The sequence below is a fragment of the Nonomuraea sp. NPDC026600 genome, from assembly GCF_040638335.1.
In the GTDB taxonomy this organism is placed as follows: Bacteria; Actinomycetota; Actinomycetes; order Streptosporangiales; family Streptosporangiaceae; genus Nonomuraea.
Map to the genome: position 1 here is coordinate 171,497 of NZ_JBEZYD010000016.1, position 20,481 is coordinate 191,977.

At 70.3% G+C, this 20,481-nt stretch carries 17 protein-coding genes; 10 read left to right on the plus strand and 7 right to left on the minus strand.

Going from position 1 to position 20,481, the window contains the following annotated elements; translation table 11 throughout:
* Positions 1-11: 11 nt before the first annotated feature.
* The 3 genes from AB0F17_RS32610 to AB0F17_RS32620 form a co-directional block, all read right to left on the minus strand.
* Positions 12-3,080, minus strand: coding sequence for a lantibiotic dehydratase (locus AB0F17_RS32610; protein WP_358030822.1), 3,069 nt, complete (start codon positions 3,078-3,080; stop codon positions 12-14).
* Complete coding sequence (locus AB0F17_RS32615; protein ID WP_358030825.1) at positions 3,077-4,327, minus strand: lanthionine synthetase C family protein; 1,251 nt, start codon at positions 4,325-4,327, stop codon at positions 3,077-3,079. The genes AB0F17_RS32610 and AB0F17_RS32615 overlap by 4 nt, the downstream gene beginning before the upstream one ends.
* A 604-nt stretch (positions 4,328-4,931) precedes the next feature.
* Positions 4,932-5,555, minus strand: coding sequence for a helix-turn-helix domain-containing protein (locus AB0F17_RS32620; protein ID WP_358030828.1), 624 nt, complete (start codon positions 5,553-5,555; stop codon positions 4,932-4,934).
* 212 nt (positions 5,556-5,767) lie between these two features.
* Here AB0F17_RS32620 and AB0F17_RS32625 point away from each other — a divergent pair, with 212 nt between their 5' ends.
* From AB0F17_RS32625 to AB0F17_RS32640, 4 genes are read left to right on the plus strand one after another with little or no spacing between them, the layout of a single operon-like run.
* Entirely contained in the window at positions 5,768-6,997 is a 1,230-nt protein-coding gene (locus AB0F17_RS32625; RefSeq protein ID WP_358030830.1) for a cytochrome P450, read from the plus strand.
* A 30-nt stretch (positions 6,998-7,027) separates the two neighbouring features.
* Positions 7,028-7,225 carry a ferredoxin gene (locus tag AB0F17_RS32630; RefSeq protein WP_358030833.1) on the plus strand — a complete coding sequence of 66 codons (198 nt, stop codon included), beginning with the start codon at positions 7,028-7,030 and terminating at the stop codon, positions 7,223-7,225.
* Positions 7,222-8,400, plus strand: a complete 1,179-nt coding sequence (locus tag AB0F17_RS32635) for an FAD-dependent oxidoreductase (RefSeq protein ID WP_358030836.1) — start codon at positions 7,222-7,224, stop codon at positions 8,398-8,400. Before AB0F17_RS32630 ends, AB0F17_RS32635 begins: the two co-directional genes overlap by 4 nt.
* A 35-nt stretch (positions 8,401-8,435) precedes the next feature.
* Positions 8,436-9,470: an alcohol dehydrogenase catalytic domain-containing protein gene (locus AB0F17_RS32640; RefSeq protein ID WP_358030839.1), complete on the plus strand. Its 1,035-nt coding sequence runs from the start codon at positions 8,436-8,438 to the stop codon at positions 9,468-9,470.
* On the opposite strand, the gene AB0F17_RS32645 is transcribed toward AB0F17_RS32640, so the two are convergent.
* Entirely contained in the window at positions 9,467-9,679 is a 213-nt protein-coding gene (locus tag AB0F17_RS32645; protein ID WP_358030842.1) for a hypothetical protein, read from the minus strand. The genes AB0F17_RS32640 and AB0F17_RS32645 overlap by 4 nt on opposite strands.
* A 2-nt stretch (positions 9,680-9,681) precedes the next feature.
* On the opposite strand from AB0F17_RS32645, the gene AB0F17_RS32650 reads away from it, so the two are divergent.
* Entirely contained in the window at positions 9,682-10,233 is a 552-nt protein-coding gene (locus AB0F17_RS32650; protein ID WP_358030845.1) for an isochorismatase family cysteine hydrolase, read from the plus strand.
* An 8-nt stretch (positions 10,234-10,241) separates the two neighbouring features.
* On the opposite strand, the gene AB0F17_RS32655 is transcribed toward AB0F17_RS32650, so the two are convergent.
* Entirely contained in the window at positions 10,242-11,570 is a 1,329-nt protein-coding gene (locus AB0F17_RS32655; RefSeq protein ID WP_358030848.1) for a M1 family metallopeptidase, read from the minus strand.
* Positions 11,571-11,704: 134 nt separating this feature from the next.
* On the opposite strand from AB0F17_RS32655, the gene AB0F17_RS32660 reads away from it, so the two are divergent.
* From AB0F17_RS32660 to AB0F17_RS32680, 5 genes are all read left to right on the plus strand, one after another.
* Positions 11,705-12,268 carry a neutral zinc metallopeptidase gene (locus AB0F17_RS32660; protein WP_358030851.1) on the plus strand — a complete coding sequence of 188 codons (564 nt, stop codon included), beginning with the start codon at positions 11,705-11,707 and terminating at the stop codon, positions 12,266-12,268.
* Positions 12,269-12,372: 104 nt separating this feature from the next.
* The gene (locus AB0F17_RS32665) at positions 12,373-13,446 is read left to right on the plus strand and encodes a hypothetical protein (protein WP_358030854.1); all 1,074 of its coding nucleotides are present in this window, start codon (positions 12,373-12,375) and stop codon (positions 13,444-13,446) included.
* 36 nt (positions 13,447-13,482) lie between these two features.
* Positions 13,483-14,625 (plus strand): toxic anion resistance protein, encoded by a 1,143-nt coding sequence (locus AB0F17_RS32670; protein WP_358030857.1) that lies wholly within the window; start codon positions 13,483-13,485, stop codon positions 14,623-14,625.
* Complete coding sequence (locus AB0F17_RS32675) at positions 14,622-16,178, plus strand: VWA domain-containing protein (RefSeq protein WP_358030860.1); 1,557 nt, start codon at positions 14,622-14,624, stop codon at positions 16,176-16,178. Before AB0F17_RS32670 ends, AB0F17_RS32675 begins: the two co-directional genes overlap by 4 nt.
* A complete protein-coding gene (locus tag AB0F17_RS32680; protein ID WP_358030863.1) occupies positions 16,165-16,785 on the plus strand; it encodes a hypothetical protein in 621 nt (206 codons plus the stop codon). Before AB0F17_RS32675 ends, AB0F17_RS32680 begins: the two co-directional genes overlap by 14 nt.
* Positions 16,786-16,818: 33 nt before the next feature.
* On the opposite strand, the gene AB0F17_RS32685 is transcribed toward AB0F17_RS32680, so the two are convergent.
* Positions 16,819-18,099, minus strand: coding sequence for a glycosyltransferase (locus tag AB0F17_RS32685; protein ID WP_358030865.1), 1,281 nt, complete (start codon positions 18,097-18,099; stop codon positions 16,819-16,821).
* A gap of 9 nt (positions 18,100-18,108) precedes the next feature.
* Complete coding sequence (locus AB0F17_RS32690) at positions 18,109-20,349, minus strand: glycoside hydrolase domain-containing protein (RefSeq protein WP_358031002.1); 2,241 nt, start codon at positions 20,347-20,349, stop codon at positions 18,109-18,111.
* Positions 20,350-20,481 lie beyond the last annotated feature (132 nt).

Consider the following 20,481-nt stretch of genomic DNA (forward strand, 5'->3'; position numbering starts at 1 on the left):
GCGGCATGACGCTATCCGTGATCGGTTCTCAGCGGCGCGCGCCGGAGGCTTTCGCGGGTGCGGGACAGCAGGCCGAGTAGCCGCTGTTCGCTCGCGGGGCCGCCGGGGAGCAGGCGGTTGCAGTGCATGTGTACAAAACTGGACATCAGCTGCTTTCTGGGTACCCAGAGCGCACCGCGTGCGTCCAGGTCGTCGAGACGACGAGTGACCGACCGGATGCCGGCCGCGCGGTCGCGGAGGAGTTGTTGGAGCTCTGGTCCGGCGGGCTGAGCGGGCAACCAGGCGGGATCGCCCAGCGCTGAGCGGAGATCGGCCTGCCGTCCGCGGTATTCCGTGCCGGTGGCGGGACTGGCGGGGGCTCGGTCGCGGTACCAGGTCGCGCGCCCGGCCTCGTCCAGGCCCATGGCGGCGAGCAGGTCGTCGACCGTACGGGCGGCGGTGAGCGTGCGGTCGGGCCCGGGTCGGCGGTGGGCGAGGTCCAGCAGGTCCGCCACGGCCAGGCTGTCCACCCCGAACAGCGTTTCGGCCACGGCGAGCCCGTCCGGACCGCCGTAGCGTTCGATCTCCCGGTCATAGGTGTCGACGCAGAAGCGGCTGCAGCGTCCGGCGTCGATGAGCGAGGTCGCCCAGCGGAACAGCAGCGGCGCCAGGACGGTGGCCAGCGCGTCGGGATCGCCGCGCAACCGGAGGCGCAGGTGCGGCTCCGGATCGGCGTAGCGCAGGAAGAACCAGTCGTCGGCGAGGCCGTCGGCGCGTACGGTGGCGCCGAACTCCCGCACGGGGCCGGCGATCAGCTCGTCCGCCGATTCGAGCGCGTGGTACAGCTTGACGTAGAGCCAGTCACTGCCGGGCGGGCGGAGGCGATCGGTGGCCTGAACCGACCGGGTGACCGGCGCGGCCCGGCGTACGGTGCTGGGCGGCGGTGGTTCCTCATGGTCGAGCACCACGGGGACCAGCAGCTCACTGATGTAGTGGCCGTCGGCTCCGGGAAGCCAGGCGTCCTCGGGTGCGGGCAGCGCCTCGTGGAGGATCAGCGTCCCGCCCTTGGGCAGGCGTTCGAGCTCGTGGTGCACCTCGTCGAGCTGAGCGGGGTCGGCGAGGTCGAGCAGGAGCCGGTTGTCGCCGAAGGCCAGGTAGACGTATCTCGGCAGCCGCCACTGCTCCCGCCAGGCGGCGAACGAGCCCGCCCGCATGCTCGGCACCCGCCAGGTCGCCGGGGTCAATATCACCTTCCCCACCCGGACCCTGGGCAGGAAGGGGAACTGGGCCGCCGGGCCCCAGCCGAACCCGCCGAGCCGCGGCTGACCGGCGCAGGCGACCTCGTCGAGGAAGCGGACGACCGCGGGCGCCTGCCGGCCGGTGAGCATGTGTCCCGCGCAGGCCATCACGTCCAGCTCGAGCGCCGGCCACCGCACCACGAAGCGGCCGTCGCGGACGCCGACGAACAGCTCGTCCACCGGCACCGCCCGGCCGAGCGCCGCGGGAACGGCGTCGAGCACGATCGCGTGGTCGCGGACGAGCGGCCGGATCGTGACGTTGCCGCTGCGCGCCCGGCGCGGCTGGTAGTCGACCTCGGCCCAGAGCCGGCCGGGGCGGACGGCGGCCTCGGCCCGCGCGACGGAGGCCAGGGCGGCCACGGCGTCGTGACCGATCAGGTGGGCGAAGCGGCCCAACGTACGCCCGGCGGCGCCGCCGCCCTGGTTGGGGCCGATGACCAGCGAGAAGTCACCGTCGTCGACGGCGCTCGGGGAGGCCGCCAGCACGAATACCGAAATGTCGAGCGAAGTCGGGGCGGCCGAGGGCGACGGTTCCCAGGTCTGCAGGGCGGTCAGGGCCGTCTCGTCCAGGTCGACGACGCGCCGGCCGTCCCTGATCGCCTCCAGGGCCAGGCCCAGCAGTGTCTGGTGCCGGTTCGCGGCGGCCGTTCCTGAGCCGTTGGAGTGCTCTGGCGGGCCGAGACCGATCTCGGGGTCGAGCAGTTCCAGAAGGGGAACCTCGGTCCCCGGACCGTAGCGCGCCTCGAACGCGCGCCGGTAGGAGTCCAGGACCGCCGAACCTCGCGGCATCGGGGACAGCCGCAGCATCAGCTCGGCGGCCCTGGCCACTTCGACGGCGACTCTTCGATGAACCGTCCGGCCGCCCAGCGGGAGCGCCATGTCGCTCTGCAGCCGTGCCCGGCCAGGCTCGACGGGGTGCACGGACTCGGCCTGTTCGACGAGGTCGGCGAAGCGGTCGGCGCCCGCCTCGGGAGGCAGCCGATCCCATCTGCTCATCGCCTCCAGCAAGTGGTCGAGCGACTTGGCCTCCGTGTGGGTCGCGGGGAGCTCCGCGAGCCGCCGGGCCACCTGCCGGGCCGGGTCACCGCCGGCCAGCGGCGGCCGGAGGTCGGTCAACAGCACACCGTGCGCCCACAACTGCTCAAGCAGCCGGGCGACCTTGTCCGCGGTCGCCGCCGAGCCGCCGGTGAGCTCGTCGAACAGCCGGTGGTAGGGAACCGGTTCGCGGGCGACCTCCAGCGCGCGAAGGACCGGCGCGGTGGCGCGCAGCGAGACCGATCCGGCTGTTCCATCGCCGGTCGTCGCGCGCTCGCCGAGCCGGACGCGGCCGGCTCGGACGAAGGCCGCCGGGTTGGCGAACCAGCGCAGCCCCATACGCACCTCCGCGCGGCGCTCCAGCTCGGTGACCATGGACAGCAGCCATTCCATGTCCGGACGGGTGTGGATCCGGGGCTGGTCGGCCGTCAGGGTGAGGCCGGTCCGTTCGCCCCAGGCGCCGAGGCCGACCCCGGCGAACAGGCCGTACGGGGTCGGCCGGGTCGACATCCGGGTCAGGTATCGCCGGAGCTTGCGGGCCGATTTACGCCTCGCCCGGTCGTCCTTGAACGACCGGGCGAGGGCACGCGGGAGGTCACCGCCGCCGACCAGCAGCGCACGGCGGACCCGCGCGTCCGCGGGCAACGCGGTCCCGCGGACGCAGTCAGGGGGCCCTTCGCTCAGGGCCAGGTAGTCCTCGACGGGCAGGAGCGGGGTGCGTACCACGAGCCAGTCCAGCGGACGGTAGAGCGGGCGGCGGAGGCTCATGACAGCAGGAAGAGCCGGTCCCACGCCGGTGGGACGTCGGTGGCGGCGGCGAGCAGGGCGAGCGCGACCCCCGGGGCGCCGTCGAGCAGCCCCGGCTGGTCCACGCGGTTGCCGCCGGGCTCCAGGTCGCTGAAGCCGAGCGGAAGATCCGGCTGGTACAGCCCCAGGAGCTGCTCGGTGAGATCGGCGGCGGCCTGGACGAACATCGGGTCCCCGGTGTCGTGGGCGAAGCGCGTGGTGATCTGCAGCAGCCCGGCGACGCCGTGGCAGAAGGTCGGCGAGTCGATGTACCGCCGGCTGAGGGGACGGCGGTAGGTGGCGGCCATCGCCTCGACCGCCAGCGCGCGCAGTTGGGGCGCCTCCAGCGCCGAACCGGCCAGCCACAACGCCCGCGCCACTCCTGGACTGCCGTAACACCAGGCACTGCGGCCGGGTCTCGGCTGCTCCGGGGGCGAGTCCGGGGAGGGAAGGGCGAAGGCGGAGGGCCAGTTCGCGCCCCACGCGTCGTCCGCGCGGTGCTCGGCCAGCCAGCCGGCCACCCGCTGGACCGCTTCCCGCTGCCCCGGAACGGTGATCCCCGCCCGCATCGCCAGCGACATGAGGGCCAGCGGACCAGGGATGCCATGCGCCAGGCCACAGTTGAGATTGCCGTGCGGGAACTGGCGGGCCATGGGCTCGTCGGCGCCCATGGCACCGATCGGCGTATGCCAGTTGGGCAGCCCTTCACGGTCTCCGCACAGCGCCACCAACCCGGCGAGCACCGCCTCCAACGCCCGCGCCGCACCCGCCTCAGGCCGGCGGCACAGCAGATAGGCGCCGGTGCCGGCCAGTCCCGCGATCACGTCGAACGCCCCGACCGAAACGCCGGCCCCGGCCTGCTCCAACCGGCGAGCCCGCTGGGCCGCCTGGGGAGTCAGCCACCGGTCGAGCTCCCCGAGCAGCCGCCGGTAGCGGCTGCCGTCACGCGACAGCGAGTGCGCGGCGAACGCGACACCGGCGATGCCGCCGAAAAGGCTCGGCCGTGCATGCGTCATTTCCTGTGCGTCGCGCGCCGCCAGGCTCACATAGTCGTGCGCGCGCACGTCCCAGCCGTCGCCCGGCAGGCATGCGTCCACGTAGCCGAACAGCAGCGCCAGACCCGCGTCGCCCTGCGCGACATCGGACGGACGCCACCGCCGGTAACCGGCGAATTCGCTCTGCCGGCTCGCGTTTTCCGCGTAGACCCGAACCTGCTGTGGGTCACGCATGCGACCCGCCACCTCTTGCGCGACGGAAACGGCTCTTACTCCCATCGCGCTCGGCAGCACTGCGGCCCAAGCGCTCTTAGTCGTGGCAGACATGCGTTCCGCAGTCGATGCAGCTGTCGCAGGTATGGCAGTCGGTTTCGCCGCAGGTCGGCCCCCGTACGGTGGGACAGGCCGGACAGGTGTCCTGGGACGGGCAACCCAGACACGTGCCGCAGTTCGTGTGGCAGGTCTCGCAGGTTTCCTGGCCACAGGTGTGGCAGGTCGGCTGGTCACATTGTGTCTGGTTGGTGCACATCCCGGGGCAGGTGTTGCAGGTGATGCAGGTCTGGCACCCGGTGATGCACGTGTTCGTCACATCGGTGTCCAGAGTGCTCGGACGCGGAACCCCGGGGGTGCCGAGCCGGATGTCCAGATCGAAGTCATCATCCGCCGGGCTCATAACCTGGCCACCTTCCTCACAGTGACAGTGCGACTCCATAGTGTCACGATTCGGCAAGGTCGGCACCAGAAATCGGCAACGAGCGCCCGCGCCGTCGTCAGGCCGTCGCCGCTGGTGGCGGCGGACCCGTCGGCGGTGTTCGGAGATCGGGACGAGGCCGGAGGATCAGTCCGCCGATGCCGGTTCGCGGGGTGTCGCGTCGTGGTGGGGACGGCGTGGAGCGCGGAGTCCGAGGGTGCGCCGGCCGGCCTCGGTGAGGTGCCTGCGCAGCGTGTCGTCATCGAGGCGGACCAGTGCCGGGCCGGCCGCGGCGGCGATGCCCGCCATCACCATGGCGGCGTTGACGCGCCCGGACGGGCCGGGGGTGACGCCGGCGAGCAGGTTCAGCTGGCGGTTGATCAGGTCGCTGGTCTCGGGCTGGGCGCGCAGCATCTCGATCGCGCCGGCGTCGTTGGCGAAGACGGCGACCACGGCTCGATGCTCCACCGACAGGTCGACATATCCGGTGAGCAGGTGCTCCGCTCGCGCGTGGGGAGTGCGTTTCGCTTCGGCGGCTTCGATGAGCGCCCGCAGCCGGCGCAGCACCGGCTCCACCACCGCGGTGAGCAGCTCCTCCCGGGTGCGGAAGTGGTGGTAGACGGCCGCCTTGGTGATCCCCATCTCGTCGGCGATCATCTGGAGCGACGTGCCCGCGAAGCTGCGCCGGGTGAACAGGCGAACCGCGACGTCGATGAGCCGCTCCCGCGTATGGGGCTCACCGGACGCCTTCTGGGCGGCTTTGACGGCCACGGCTGCTCCTCACCGCGGCGTCCCCGCCGCGTTCGATCTCCCGAATTTCTCGATCGTAGCTTGCCGATCGGCAAGCAGCCAACCTGCCGATCGGCAAGTGACTTGCGTCACATTGACTGGCCTATTTGCTTGCCGATCGGCTAGGAATGAGCTTGCCGATCGGCTAGGCGACAATCTGCCGTTCCGGCCCGAGATCGAAGTGAGGGAGACCCATGACCGACACATTGACCGGCACCGCCGGATCCGTTTCCGGCTACCCGATGGCCAGGGACGCCGGGTGCCCGTTCCACCCGCCGGCGACCGTACGGAAGCTGACCTCCGAAGCACCCGTCTCGAAGGTGCGGATCTGGGACGGCAGCCTGCCCTGGCTCATCACCCGCCACGCCGACCAGCGGACACTGCTCACCGATCCCCGGATCAGCATCGACGAGAACCTGCCCGGTTTTCCCCACATGACCCGGGGCCGGGCGGAGGTCGCGAAGGTCACCCCGCCACTGATCACCAACACCGACGCGCCCGAGCACACCCGGCTCCGCCGGATGGTCAACGTCCCGTTCACCGTCAAGAAGGTCGAGGCTCTGCGGCCCGCCATCCAGCAGATCACCGACGATCTGATCGACGCCATGCTGGCCGGGCCGAAGCCGGCCGATCTCGTCACCGCGCTGGGCCTGCCGGTGCCGACGCTGGTGATCAGCGAGCTCATGGGCGTGCCGTACGAGGACAACGAGTTCTTCCACCACAACAGCTCTGTCGCGTTGAGCCACGGCTCGTCGGCGCAGCAGGCGCAGGAGGCGAGCACCGCGCTGGTCGGCTACCTCGACGGCCTGATCGAGCGGAAGATGACCGCCCCCGCCGACGACATGCTGTCGGAGCTGGCCGCCCGGATCAAGGCCGGCGAGATGACCCGCGCCGAGGCCGCCACCATGGGGGTGGCCGTGCTGATCGCCGGGCACGAGACGAGCGCGAGCATGATCCCGCTCGGCACGCTCGCCCTGCTGCGGCACCCCGACCAGCTCGCGGTGCTGCGTGACACCGATGATCCGAAGGTCGTCGCCGCCGCGGTCGAGGAGCTCCTGCGCTACCTGACGATCGTGCACACCGGGGTTCGCCGGATCGCCCGGGAGGACATCGAGATCGGTGGTCAGGTGATCCGCGCCGGGGACGGGATCATCTTCGACCTGTCCGCCGCGAACTGGGACGCCGAGATGTTCCCCGAGCCCGAACGGCTCGATCTGGGCCGGTCCGCCCGGCTACACCAGGCGTTCGGCTACGGACCCCACCAGTGCCTCGGCCAGTCGCTGGCCCGCGTCGAGCTCCAGGTCGTGTACAGCACGCTCTACCGGCGCGTTCCGACACTCCGCCTGGCCACCCCGATCGACGAGATCGAGTTCGCGTTCGAAGGGATCGCCTACAGCCTGCGCTCCCTGCCCGTCACCTGGTAACCGCTCTCAGCAACAGAAGGAAGAAGTCCCATGCGAGTAGAACTCGACGAACCCAAGTGCGTGGCGTCGGGCCAGTGCGTCCTGGCCGCTCCCGAAGTGTTCGACCAGCGAGAGGACGACGGCGTCGCGATCCTGCTGGACGAGACGCCCGCCACCGAACTCCACGACGGGGTGCGGGAGGCCGCGGCGATCTGCCCGGCGGCGGCCATCCGGCTGGTGGCGACATGAAGAGGATCGTGGTGGCCGGCGCCTCGGCCGCCGGACTCGCGGCGGCCGAGACCCTGCGCCGGGAGGGCTTCGCGGGCCCGCTCACCCTCATCGGCGACGAACCCCACCTTCCCTACGACCGGCCGCCGCTGTCCAAGCAACTCCTGGCCGCACGGTGGGAGCCCGACCGGCTGACCCTGCGCTCGCCGGACGACCTGAGCGCCCTCGACCTCGACCTTCGCCTGAGCATCAGCGCGACGGGGCTCGATCGTGACGCTCGTACGGTGCGGCTGTCGGACGGCGGGCACGTGTCCTATGACGGGCTGATCGTGGCCACCGGAGTGCGTCCACGTCGCCTGCCCGGCCACGGCGCGCATGTGCTGCGTACCCTGGACGACGCCTTGGCGCTGCGCGGCCGGCTGGGCCCCGGGCGGCGGCTGGTCGTGGTCGGCGCCGGTTTCCTCGGCGCGGAGGCCGCGGCCGTGGCCCGGGGTCTCGGCTGCGAGGTCGTCCTGCTCGAACCCGCGCCGGTGCCGCTGGCCCACGCGGTCGGCGAGGCGGTGGGGCGGGTGCTGTCGCGGGCCCACCTCGAGCACGGCGTCGACCTGCGCACCGGGGTCACCGTGACCGAGGCGACCGGGAGCGGGGTGCGCCTCGCGGGCGGCGACCTGGTCGAGGCCGACGAGGTCCTGATCGCCGTCGGCTCGGTACCGAACACCGAGTGGCTGGCGGGCAGCGGCCTGACGGTGGACGACGGCCTGGTGTGCGACGAGTACAGTGCCGCCGCCCCGGATGTGTACGGCGCCGGGGACGTCGCCCGCTGGCACAACCCGCTGTTCGGGGTACGGATGCGCGTCGAGCACCGCACCAACGCCGCCGAACAGGGGATGGCCGCCGCTCGCAACCTCCTGCGCCCTGGGGCGCGCAGGGCGTTCGCTCCGGTGCCCTACTTCTGGTCCGACCAGTACGACATGAAGATCCAGGCCCACGGCTACCTGCGCGGCCACGACGCCATCGCTGTGGTGGAGGGGGATCTGGACGAGCGCCGGTTCGTGGCCGCCTACCGTACCGGCGACCGGCTGACCGGAGTGCTTTCGGCCGGTATGCCACCCAAGGCCCTTCGCCCTTGGCGGCAGGCCATCGCGGCCGGCGCCAAGTGGCACGAAGTCGTCGGCGAAGCGACGCTGGCGGCTTGAACCGGCCCTCAATCGACAGGAAGAGAGTCATCACCATGAGATCTGTACAGACCAGCGCACCGGGCACGGTCGAGGTCGTGGAGCTCGACCGTCCCGTTCCCGGACCGAATGACGTGCTGCTACGGGTACGTGCCTGCGGCATCTGCGGCACCGACGCGACCTTCATCCACATGGGAGGCATGCCGCAGGGCCCAGAAGGTCAGACGAGGCCGGTGGCGCTGGGGCATGAGCCGGCCGGCGAAATCGTCGAGGTCGGGTCCGAGGTCACCGGCCTGGCGGTCGGCGATCGCGTGGTGGTCAACCCGCAGGCCGCTCCCTCCGGCATCATCGGCTGCGGCGGTGCGCTGGGCGGCATGCGGGACTACCTGGTCATCGAGGACGCCGTCGTCGGCAAGAGCGTGGCGCACATCCCCGGCTCCCTCCCCTTCGACGTCGCCGCGCTCAACGAGCCCATGGCGGTCGCCCGGCACTGTGTCAATCGCTCCGAAGCCCGGCCGCAGGACAAGGTCGTGGTGTTCGGAGCCGGGCCGATCGGGCTCGGAGCCGCGATCTGGCTGAAACTCCGCGGTGTCCAGCACGTGGTCGTGGTCGACGTCATCGCCGAACGCCTGAAGACCGCGCTGGCGGTCGGGGCCGACGCCGTCATCGACTCCTCTCGTCAGGACGTGACGGCCCGCCTGCTGGAACTCCATGGCGAGGGCGTCAACGCGCTCGGGGCGACCCGTCCGGACACCGACATCTACATCGACGCGGCCGGTGCCGCCGCCGTCATCAACACCACGACGGCGTCGGCGAAGTGGGGTGCGAAGCTCGTCATGGTCGCCGTGCAGAAGAAGTCGGCCGCCATCGACCTCGGCGCGATGCTCAGGAGCGAGATGACGCTCATCGCGTCCCAGGGCTACCCCACGGAGATCTTCGAGGTCACGTCGGAGATCGCCGAGCATCAGGAGCGCTTCGCCCGGCTGGTCAGTCACCGCGTGCCGTTCGCCGAGGCCGAGCGGGCCTTCCAGCTCACCCTGACACCGGGCGCGGCGGAAAAGGTGGTCGTGACCTTCGACGATCACCGTTAGCGCTGACCGAGCAGGCCGTCGACGACGTCGCGAAGCGGGCCGATCAGATCGTCGGAGGTCGCGTCAGCCAAGGGCTGCAGGCCGACGGCGGATCGTACGACGGCGATGCCGACGCCCAGCGCGACCACGAGTTCCGCCCTCAGCAGGCGTTCTTGGCTACGCTGCCAAGTAATCAGCTGATGACTTGTCTCCGCAGTATGGAAGGACAACAGTGGCCAAGCAGGCTCTCCTCGTCATGGATGTCCAACGCGTCGTCGTCGACCGTTACCCCGATCCCGCCTACCTGCCGCGCCTGGGCGAGGCGATCGGCGCCGCCCGCGCGGGCGGCGTCCCGGTGATCTATGTGGTCGTCGGGTTCCGTCCCGGGTACCCGGAGATCAGCGCCCGCAACAAGATGTTCGGCAGGCTCGCGCGCACCATGCCATCGGCCGGCGGCGACCAGGCCACCCAGATCCATCCGGACGTGGCACCTGAACCCGGCGACGTCCTGGTCACCAAGCGACGCGTCAGCGCCTTCGCCGGCAGCGACCTCGACATGGTGCTGCGGGCCGGCGACATCGATCACCTCGTCCTCACCGGCATCGCCACGAGCGGCGTCGTGCTGTCCACCGTGCGCCAGGCGGCCGACCTGGACTTCGGCCTCACCGTCCTGGCCGACGGATGCCTCGACGCCGACCCGGAGGTGCATCGCGTACTGACGGAGAAGGTCTTTCCCCACCAGGCGGATGTCACCACCGTGGCCGGCTGGGCGGCGGCGCTCTGACGAGAGCGTCAGATGCGGTGCGTGGTCCAGAACGATGCCAGATTGACCGTCGTGGCGGCCTGGGCGGCGGCCTTGAAGTCGGCCACCGTGGAGATGCCGTACCAGTGGGAGGCGGCATAGTCGTGCAGGAGCGTCTGCATGGCCGACGTGCCGATCAGGCGGCGCAGGTCGTGCAGGGCGCACTTGCCGTAGGTGTAGACGACGGTGCCGTACCGGCTGGAGTGGGCGTCCCAGTAGGCCATCGAGTTGCTGATCCTCTCGGCCGATGACGCCCAGACGACGCTGTTCCAGCAATTGGTGCCGCTGATGCCCCGGTACAGGTCGGTGGCGTAGTCGGCGAAGGACTCGTCCAGCCACGGGGTGTTGTACTCGTCGTCGCCGACGATGCCGTACCACCACTGGTGGGCCAGCTCGTGGGCGAGCGCGGTGGAGCTGACCAGGTCGAGCACGAACCCCGGATACTCCATGCCGCCGAACCAGAAGTTGTTGTCCAGGACGATGTCGACCTCGCCATAGGGGTAGGCGCCGAAGCGGCCGGCGTGGGCGACCAGCGAGCCCGTGGCGGTGGTCATCATCGAGGCGGCACTGGCGGCGCTGATGCCGCTGACGCGGTAGACGTTCACGGTGACGCCCGTGCTGGTCGTGCCGGTGGTCTTGGTGAACGCGCCGGCTCCCCAGGCGAACTCACGGACGTGCGTGGCGGTCGCGGTCGTGATCGTCCGGCCGGAGCTGCCCGGTGTGTCCACGGAGGTACCGGTCGCGGGCACGAGCAGCGAGCTCGGGTGGTCCAGGGTGACGCGGTAGTCGCTGGCGAGCTGGTAGAAGGACTCGCCGTTGTTGGTGTATGGGTCCAGGTGCCAGCCGGCGCCGTCTCGCACGGCCAGCACGGGCAGGGCGTTGCCGATGAAGTTGTACGCGCCGTCGTGGCCGAACCGGTCGGCGCCGCTGGGTACGACGATGCTCAGGTCGAAGCCGACCGAGCCGTTCTGTCCCTGGGCGAGCGGCGTCGGGAGGGTGATCTTCAGCGCCGTGCAGGCGACGCTCAGCGGGCTCGCCGTGCCACCGCTGACGTTCGTGACCGTGATCGGGGTGGTCGGGCAGCTTCCGTGGTAGTTGTCCCACAGGCGCAGGTAGACCTCGTTGAGGGGGTCTGCGGATAAGTTCGTGAAACTGACGCTCTCGTGGCCGGTCCACGTGGTGCCAGAGGAGTTGCTGGTCAGAGTCACGGTGTAGGTGGGCGACCCTGGTGTACGGGTGGCGTCGGCCGCCCGGGCAGCGGTGGGGAGTCCGATGAGTAACGCGGCGATCGCGCAGAACGTCAGCGTTTTTCGGATCATGGGTTGGCTCCTTGTGTGACGCTAGGGCCCCCGATCTGCCGACGAAACGTAACTTCCTTCGCCATACCCGTCAATATCTGTGACAGGAAGCGTTATCCGATGGCATGACCGTAACTACTGCATGATCCACTAGGGTGCACTCTCATGACGTCAACCAGGATCACGACGCGATCCGCCTGTACGTCGAAGCCATTACCGCATGTCAGGAAAAGGCCTGGTCGACGCAGGTGACGAAGGCCGGCTTCCGGTACCAGAAGGCCAAGGTCGTCGTGAAGTACGGCGATCGAATCAAGACCGCCTGTGGCGTCTACCACCCGGATGACGTCTACAGCCTCTACTGCATCCCCAACAAGACCATCTACCTGATGCTCACCGACTACGGCCTGCGCGACGAGCTCGACAGCCCGGGAATTCTGGAAAGCCTCTCCATCGGCTACGGATATCACGCGCAGAACATGGTCGGCATCGTCGACCAGGAATTTCGAGCCGTCAAGAAACTGCCCAAGGCCAAAGCCCTCGCGCTCACCACCAAGGGCTCGCTCCAGAGCATCTGCTTGGCGGGCGCGTTCATCGGCAGTGTCTGGGATTCGCTGGGGCATTCCCGTGCGCACGGCTCCGAGTACTTCATCGGCCGGCACGCTCGCTCCCGCCTCCAAGGTCACCTGACCGAGCGGCCCCATCGACGCCACGCTCCGTGAACGGCGGGTGAATTCTGCCGTAAGGTCGACCTTCCACCGCGCACCCCCGACAATCGCCCTCCCATAATTCCAGTCATGGGGGCCATTTCACGAAATGGGATGCGATGAAGCGGTGGATCGGCGTGGCTCTGGCCGCCGTTCTCGCCGGGGTGGTGGCGGTCGCGGTCATCATCGGGAACCAGGGGCCCGGGGTCACCGTGGTGCGGGGGGTTATCGGCTCGGAGAAGCGGCCGTTCTTCGACGATCCGCGGGTCAAGGCGGCCTTCGCCAAGCACGGGTTACAGGTCGAGGTGGACACCGCGGGGTCGCGGCAGATCGTCACCGACGTGGATCTGAGCCGCTACGCCTTCGCCTTCCCCTCCAGCGTCCCGGCGGCGGAGAAGATCAAGCGCGACCGTCAGGCCACCACCACGTTCTCACCGTTCTACTCGCCGATGGCGGTGGCCACCTTCGAGCCGATCGCCGGACTCCTGGCCAAGGTGGGGGTGCTCACCGATTCTGGTAAGGGCTACCAAACTCTAGATATAAAGAAATATCTAGAGTTAGTAGCAAAAGGCACTCGGTGGGATCAGATTCCCGGTAATTCTATTTATAAGGCGCGAAAGCGCGTACTACTTACCACCACCGACATCCGTACGTCGAACAGCGCCGCGATGTACCTGTCGGCGATCGGCTACGTCGCCAACGGCGAGGACGTGATCAGCTCCGACGCCCAGATCGCCAAGATCGCGCCCATCGTCGCGCCGGTCGTGCTCGACCAGGGCTTCTCCGAGACCACGAGCGAGGCCTCGTTCGACGACTATCTGGCGCTCGGCGCGGGCAAGACGCCGATGCTGGTCGTCTACGAGGCCCAGTACCTGTCACACGTCTTCGCCGGAGACGGGGCGATCAAGCCGGAGATGCGGCTGGTCTATCCCTCGCCGACCGTGCTCAGCAAGCACACCCTGGTCCCGCTGGCCGAGCCGGGGACGCGGGTGGGCCGGCTGCTCACCGAGGACCCCGAACTGCTCGCGCTGGCCGCCGCGCACGGCTTCCGCACGACGAACCCCCGCGCCTTCGCCGACCAGGTCGCCAAGACCGGGGCGCGGGCGGCCGAGCTGGTGGACGTCGTCGAGCCGCCCACCTACGAGCGCCTGGACAAGCTGATCATCACGGTCGACGCCGCGTCCCGCCCGTAGCCAGACCTTCCGACCTTGAGCAAGGAGATCCCTCACGTGTCCGATCTGGTGCTCACGCCACCCGAGCCGGTCGCCCCGGTACCGGTCGAGACGGCGGCCACCATGCTGCCGCTGTCCGGCGAACGCGCGGGCGAGCTGGCCGCCAAGGCCCAGGGCTTCGCCGGCGAGCTGGACGGGCTCGACCCGCGCTCGCCGGAGTTCGCCCACAAGGTGCACGACATCTCCTCGATGGGCGACACCGAGATCAGGTCCGCCTCGCAGGTGGCCAACCGCATGCTCAAGCGGCCGGTCGCGGCGCTGAGCGCATCGCGGGGCGAGGGCGCCGACGCCCAGGCCAGGGTGGCCGACCGGCTCGTCGCGCTCCGCCGTACCATCGTGGATCTGGACCCCAAGCAGGCCGCGAGCGGGACGCGCAGGTTACTCGGGCTCATCCCGTTCGGTGACCGGCTGCGCGACTACTTCGCCAAGTACCACTCGGCGCAGAAACACCTCGACGACATCATCCGCGCGCTCAAGTCCGGCCAGGACGAGCTGCTGCGCGACAACGCGGCCATCGAGGGCGAGAAGGCGAACCTGTGGGAGGCGATGACGCGGCTGCAGGAGTACGCGGTCATGGCCAAGGCGATCGACGCCGCCCTGGAGGAACGCATCGCGCTGGCCGACGAGCAGCGGGCCACGGCGCTGCGCTCCGACGCGCTGTTCGCCGTCCGGCAGAAGCACCAGGACCTCCTCACCCAGCTGGCCGTCTCAGCCCAGGGTTACCTGGCGCTCGACCTGGTACGCAAGAACAACCTGGAGCTCAGCAAGGGCGTGGACCGGGCGACCACGACGACGGTCGCCGCGCTGCGGACAGCGGTGACGGTGGCGCAGGCGCTGGCCAACCAGAAGCTGGTGCTCGACCAGATCACCGCGCTGAACGCGACCACCAGCGACCTGATCCTGGCCACCAGCGAGATGCTGCGCACCCAGGCCGGGGAGATCCAGAACCAGGCGGCCTCGACGACCGTCGATCTGGACACGCTGCGCAAGGCGTTCGACAACGTGTACGCGACCATGGACATGATCGACACGTTCCGGGCCCAGGCCGTGGACAACATGGCGGCCACCGTCGACAGCCTGGGCGCCGAGCTGGCGCACGCCAGGACGTACCTGGAGCGGGCCCAGGAGTCCGCCCGATGAGACGGGCGCTCACGGCCGTCGTGCTGTCGGCGGCCCTGCTGGCCGGCGGTTGCTCGGCGGGAGACGGCGACTCCGGCGACGGGCCCGACGTGCTGCGGGTGCTGGCGGGCAGCGAGATCAAGGACCTCGAACCGCTGCTCGGCCGGGCCGCCGACGAGATCGGGGTGCGGGTGCGGCTGACGTACAGCGGCACGCTCGACGGCGCCGAGCAGGTCGCGAGCGGCCGCGCCGACGGCCGGCTCGACGCCATCTGGTTCTCCTCCAACCGCTACCTGTCGCTGATCGACGGCGCCCCGGCCAGGCTGTCCACCCAGACCAAGGTCATGGCCTCCCCCGTCGTGCTGGGGCTCAAGCCGGCCAAGGCCAAGGAGCTGGGCTGGGACCAGGGGCCGGTCTCGTGGACGGACATCGCGGCGGCGGCCAAGGCCGGGCGGTTCAGCTTCGGCATGACGAACCCGGCCTCCTCCAACTCCGGATTCTCCGCGCTGGTCGGGGTGGCGGCCGCGCTGTCCGACGCGGACGGGGCGCTCAGCGCCGAGCAGGTCGGCACGGTGACGCCCAGGCTGAAGGAGTTCTTCTCGGCGCAGCGGCTGACGGCGGGCTCGTCGGGCTGGCTGGCCGACGCCTACGCCCGCGATCCCCGCGTCGACGGCATGGTGAACTACGAGTCGGTCCTGCTCGGCCTGCGCGACCCGCTCACCCTCGTCTATCCGAGTGACGGCGTGGTCAGCGCGGACTATCCGCTCACGCTGCTCGCCTCCGCGCCGGAGAAGAAGAAGGAGCTGTACGGCAAGCTGGCCGCCTGGCTGCGTACGCCGGCCGTGCAGAAGGAGATCATGACGGGCACGCACCGGCGGCCGATCGTGCCCGGCGTCCCGCTGGACCCGCGCTTCGGCTCGGCGCAGCTCATCGAGCTGCCGTTCCCGAACCAGCGGCGCACCGCGGACGAGCTGATCGCCACCTACCTCGACCGGGTGCGCGTGCCGGCGGAGGCGCTGTTCGTGCTGGACACCTCCGGCTCGATGGACGGCGACCGCATCCAGGCGCTGCGGCAGGCGCTGATCGCGCTGACCGGCGCGGACACCTCAGCCTCCGGGACGTTCTCCCGCTTCCGCAACCGGGAGACGGTGACGATGATCCCGTTCAGCGGCCAGGCGGGCACGCCGGTGCCGTTCACCGTCCCCGAACGCGACCCGGCGCCGGTGCTGGCGCGGATCAAGCAGTTCGCCGAGGGGCTGGACGCGTCCGGCGGCACCGCGATCTACGACAGCCTCACGGCCGCCTACGACCGGCCCGCCCTGCCCGGCCACTACTCCTCGATCGTGCTGATGACCGACGGCGAGAACACCGACGGCTCCGGCTACGACGACTTCGCGACGCGCTACCGGCTGCTGCCCGAGGCCCGGCGGCACACGCCGACGTTCGTGGTGCTGTTCGGGGAGAGCGACGTCGAGGAGATGCGCAAGATCGCGACGCTGACCGGCGGGGCCGTGTTCGACGCGCGTTCCAGCTCGCTGAGCAGCGCCTTCAAGGAGATCCGTGGGTACCAGTGACCGGGTGCTGCGGTACCTGGGCTCGACCAGGAACATCGTCGGCTCCGTGCTGGCGCTGCTCGGCCTCGCCGCGCACTTCCTGGGACTGGCGGGGGCGTTCTGGCCGGTGGTCGTGGCGGCGTCGTACGGAGTAGGCGCCCTGCTCGCGCCGCCGGACCGGGTACGGCTGACGATCTCGCACGCGGAGGTGGAGACGGCGGGGCTGCGGGCCGACCTCGACGCGCTGCTGCGCCGGATCGACCGCCGCTTCCCCGGCGACGTGCACACGGCCGTGGACGCGCTGGCCGAGGTCATCAGGGGTGTGCTGGGGCGGGCCGAGCAACTGGCCTCCTCGCCGGACCAGTTGCACGTCGTGTCGCAGACGATCCGCAGCTACCTGCCCGCCAGCCTGGAGGCGTACGCGAATCTGCCCCGGGGGTACGCGCTGACGCGGCGGGCGGACCGCGAGCGGAGCGCGCACGAGGAGCTGCTGGCCCAGCTCGCCCTCCTCGACGCGCAGCTACGCAAGGTCGCCGACGCCCTGCACCGCGGGGACGAGCAGGCGCTGCGTGACCAGGGCCGCTTCCTGCGGGACAGGTTCGGCGGCTCGGACCTGGACCTTGACTAGCGTCAGGCGATGTGGCGGCAGCCTGGACCAGCGTCAGGCGGTGTGACGGTAGACGGCGGGCGCCGCCCCCGGGAACAGCCCGTCGAACACCGCGGTCCGGTCGAAGGCCATCGCGCGGGCGCGGGCGCGGAACTCCAGGTCCTGCCGCTCGGCGGCGGACATGTCCAGGACCACCCGGTCCACCGCCTCGGCCAGAGCGGTGATGTCCCCGGGCTCGACGATGACGGCGGTGTCGCCGACCGCCTCCAGGGTTCCGCCCGTGTCGGTGGTGATGATCGGTCCACCGCCGGCCAGCATCTTCTCAGCCAGCGCGATGCCGAACGTCTCGACGAAGTCGGGCTCGGGCTTGGTGGGCAGGGCGTAGGCCGCGCAGCCGCGCATGAGCAGCGACTTCTCGTTGTCGTCGACATCGGTGAGGAAGACCACCCGGTCGTCCTCCTTTGCCATCGCCCGCACCTCCTCCAGCGCGGGCCCGGTGCCGGCGACGACCAGTTTCACGCGTGACCGGCAGCGCATCCGGCCGAAGGCGTCCAACAGGTCGTGGATCCCCTTGGCCCGCGTCACCCGGGACAGGAACAGGATGTAGCCGTCACGCTCCAGACCGCGTCGCGCGAGTGCGGCGTCCACTTTCGCCGGATCCCGGTCGAGAAAGGCGGCGGAGTCGATCGGCGGGTAGCTGACGGTCACCCGGCGCCGGCATTGTTCGGCGAACCTGGTGCCGCAGTAGGCGTCCACCTGCTCGGCCGAGGAGACGATCTCGTCGCGGGTGTACTCGGAGACCGCGACGACCTCGTCGTTGGCCAGGAACGTGGTGAGCAGCACGGTCGCCGCGCCGAACCGGCCCTCCCGCAGGCACGACCGGATCACGTTGGTCACGTCGGAGCCGACCGCTTTCGCCACGGTGTGCACGTCGGGCGCGAACCCGGCCGCGCGCGCCGCCGCGACCGCGTCCATGACCACCGCGGTGTGCGGAACGAGGTACATGGACAGGCAGGTCGTGGGCACCGGTTCGGCGAGCAGCTCGACGAGGCGGCCGGTGAGGCCGGCCAGGTGACGCCCGTCCGGCACCCGGTAGTCGCCCACCGGCTCCGGCCGCTCCACGGTGATCCCGGCGCTGTAGGGCAACAGCCGGTCCAGCGGCTTGAGCGGCAGCCCGGCCGCCCGCAGTGCCGGAATCGGCCAGGTCAACAGCCGTACCTCGTCGAACCCGCGGGTCAGCGCCACCTCGGCGAGGTTACGGGCTTCGCCGGAGTGACCACAGATGACCGGGTCAGCCCGGACCACGATGACGAGACGGCGACGGGGGTGGATCATCGTGCTTCCTCAGGTGTCGCGGGTGGATCTGGCGGGCGGATTTGATAGAGACGGCGGGCGGATCCCCCGCCCCCATGACGACGGCTCCGGGCCCAGTCGCAGGTGCAACCGGCCACCGCGGTGCACGGTGGCGGCGCTCAGGTGCGTGGCGTGCAGAGGCTTGCCATTGAGGGTCGCCGACTGGACGTACTGCGCCGGTGGGTCGCGATCGATGCCGTCGACGCCGATCGGCGTCTCGCGGTGCCCACTGGTCTCGATGACGAACTCGTTGCCGCCGGCCCGGAACACGGCCCGGGGGAAGGCGGGCGCGTTGACCAGGAACAGGTTCTGGCCGGCGATCGGGAACAGCCCCAGCGACGCCCAGACGTACCACGAGCTCAGTCCGCCGGAGTCGTCGTTACCGGGCAGCCCGCCGGGTCCGGTGCCGAACTGCCAGGTCAGCGCCGCGTGCGCCACCTGGGCGGTACGGTCGGGGCGGCCCGCGTAGTGGTAGGCCCACGGCGTCTCCATGTCGGGCTCGTTGTTCAACCCCTCGAACCGGTTCAGGGCGTATCCGGCCCTGATCTCCGCCGCCTGCGGGCGCCGGCCGGGCTGCGTCACCGGCGCGGCCCCGAAACCGAAGAACCTGTCCAGCTTGTCGATGAAGGCCCCGTCGCCACCGGCCAGGGCGATCCTCGCGGCCATGTCGTGCAGCAACCGGAAGGAGTAGTTCCACTTGCCGCCCTCGTAGAACTCCGAGTCACGCAGCAGTCCCGTGCTCGGGTCGAAGGCGTTGGACCACTGGCGGCCGCGCTCCTCGAGATCGTCGGCCAGGCCCCGGTCGTTCAGCGCCCGGGCGACCTGTGCCGTGCAGTGATGGGCGTAGGCGAGGTCGAGGGTGTGCGTGATCGGGTGCACCACTCCGTGCTCGAAGAAGTCTTCGCCGTACAGACGATGCAGGTCGCCGACCATGTGCACGAGCGCCCAGTTCCAGTCCAGGCCGGTCCGGCCGAGAGCGTGGGCGTCCGCCAGCGCGGTGTGGACGAGCGCGCTGGCCTGGCGGAAGAACCGGTCGGCGCCGCGAGCCATCCGGTAGCCGATGGGGAAGTTGCCCTCCTCCTCGCAGACCCGGATCAGCGACTCCAGCAGGTCCGCGGCCCGGTCCGGGGCGATGGCCGCGAGCAGCGGCAACTGGGTCTTGTAGATGTCCCACATGGTGCACACGTCGAACGCGAACGGTCCCGGGGTCGGCCAGAACGGGCTTTCGTCGTCGGCGAAGCACGGCTTGATCAGCGCATGGTAGAGCGCCGTCGCGAGCACGGTGCGGCGGGCCGGTGTGCCGCCCTCGACCTGGACATGGTCAAGGTGCTCGCGCCAGCGGGATCGGGTCCGGGAACGTACCGCGTCGAACGCCGGCTGGGCGTGCCCGCACTCGCGCTCGAGGTTCTGGCGCGCCTGGTCGCAGCCGCGCAGCGAGAACCCGAGCCGCACCTCGATGGTCTGCCCCGCCGCGGCCGGGCCCATGAAGAGCAGGCCGAAGGGCCGCAGCGTGGTGTGCCGGATGCTGTCGAAGTCCAGGCGGGTGCCGCCGTCGATGAGCCGCCGGTCGTACCAGAGCATCTGCCGCCAGCCTGGGCTGTCGACCTCCACGTACACCGACAGCGGGACGCCCTCCATCACCACCGTGCCCTGGGCCCGGCCGTGGCCCATGCTCTCCACCTGTGCCCGCAACGGCACCGTGCGGCCGAGCTCGATGGCCAGGCCACCGCAGGACAGGTCGACCACCACACGGGCGCTGCTGTGCTGCGGGAAGGTGTAGCGATGCACCGCGACCTTGGGGCCCACGGTGAGCTCGCAGCGAACCCCGGTGTCCAGGGTGGCCGCGTAGTAGCCCGCCTCCGCCACCTCGTCGCGCAGCGGCCACGCCTCCCCCAGCATGTCCAGCGGCTGCACCATCGGGGTGACGCGGACGTAGTTGTAGTACTTGCGGATCGCGCCGGTGCCGGACTGCTGGAAGTGGGTGAACCCGGATGCCTGCAACCGCTCGAACATCTCCTCAGGCACCCCCTCGGTGTTCTTCGTGTAGCGCCCGTAGCCCGTGGGGTAGGCGCCGGAGTAGGCGCAGGCCGACACCATGCCCAGCGGTGACGTAGCACCTGGGTGGGTGTTTCCCACCTGGGGTTTCGGCCACCACCAAGTGGCGGCCAGACCGCGTGCTCTGGGCAGGTCGGTCGCCGCGGTGCCGATGAAGGGGTCAACGTTGTCAAGGATGGCGGGACTCTACCCAGAGCGAGCCCGCCTTAGGTTTCGGCCAGGTGAACTACTTGGTTCAACGGCATTAAGCCGACGGGTATTGATCGTTTTCGCCTAGAGTGAGGCTCGTGTGGTACGCGCTCATCCTCG

Excerpts from the sequence above, each read along its gene's own strand:
- AB0F17_RS32610 (WP_358030822.1), bottom strand. The coding sequence starts at position 3,080 with ATGAGCCTCCGCCGCCCGCTCTACCGTCCGCTGGACTGGCTCGTGGTA.
- AB0F17_RS32615 (WP_358030825.1), bottom strand. The coding sequence starts at position 4,327 with ATGCGTGACCCACAGCAGGTTCGGGTCTACGCGGAAAACGCGAGCCGG.
- AB0F17_RS32625 (WP_358030830.1), top strand. The coding sequence starts at position 5,768 with ATGACCGACACATTGACCGGCACCGCCGGATCCGTTTCCGGCTACCCG.
- AB0F17_RS32630 (WP_358030833.1), top strand. The coding sequence starts at position 7,028 with ATGCGAGTAGAACTCGACGAACCCAAGTGCGTGGCGTCGGGCCAGTGC.
- AB0F17_RS32635 (WP_358030836.1), top strand. The coding sequence starts at position 7,222 with ATGAAGAGGATCGTGGTGGCCGGCGCCTCGGCCGCCGGACTCGCGGCG.
- AB0F17_RS32640 (WP_358030839.1), top strand. The coding sequence starts at position 8,436 with ATGAGATCTGTACAGACCAGCGCACCGGGCACGGTCGAGGTCGTGGAG.
- AB0F17_RS32655 (WP_358030848.1), bottom strand. The coding sequence starts at position 11,570 with ATGATCCGAAAAACGCTGACGTTCTGCGCGATCGCCGCGTTACTCATC.
- AB0F17_RS32665 (WP_358030854.1), top strand. The coding sequence starts at position 12,373 with ATGAAGCGGTGGATCGGCGTGGCTCTGGCCGCCGTTCTCGCCGGGGTG.
- AB0F17_RS32675 (WP_358030860.1), top strand. The coding sequence starts at position 14,622 with ATGAGACGGGCGCTCACGGCCGTCGTGCTGTCGGCGGCCCTGCTGGCC.
- AB0F17_RS32685 (WP_358030865.1), bottom strand. The coding sequence starts at position 18,099 with ATGATCCACCCCCGTCGCCGTCTCGTCATCGTGGTCCGGGCTGACCCG.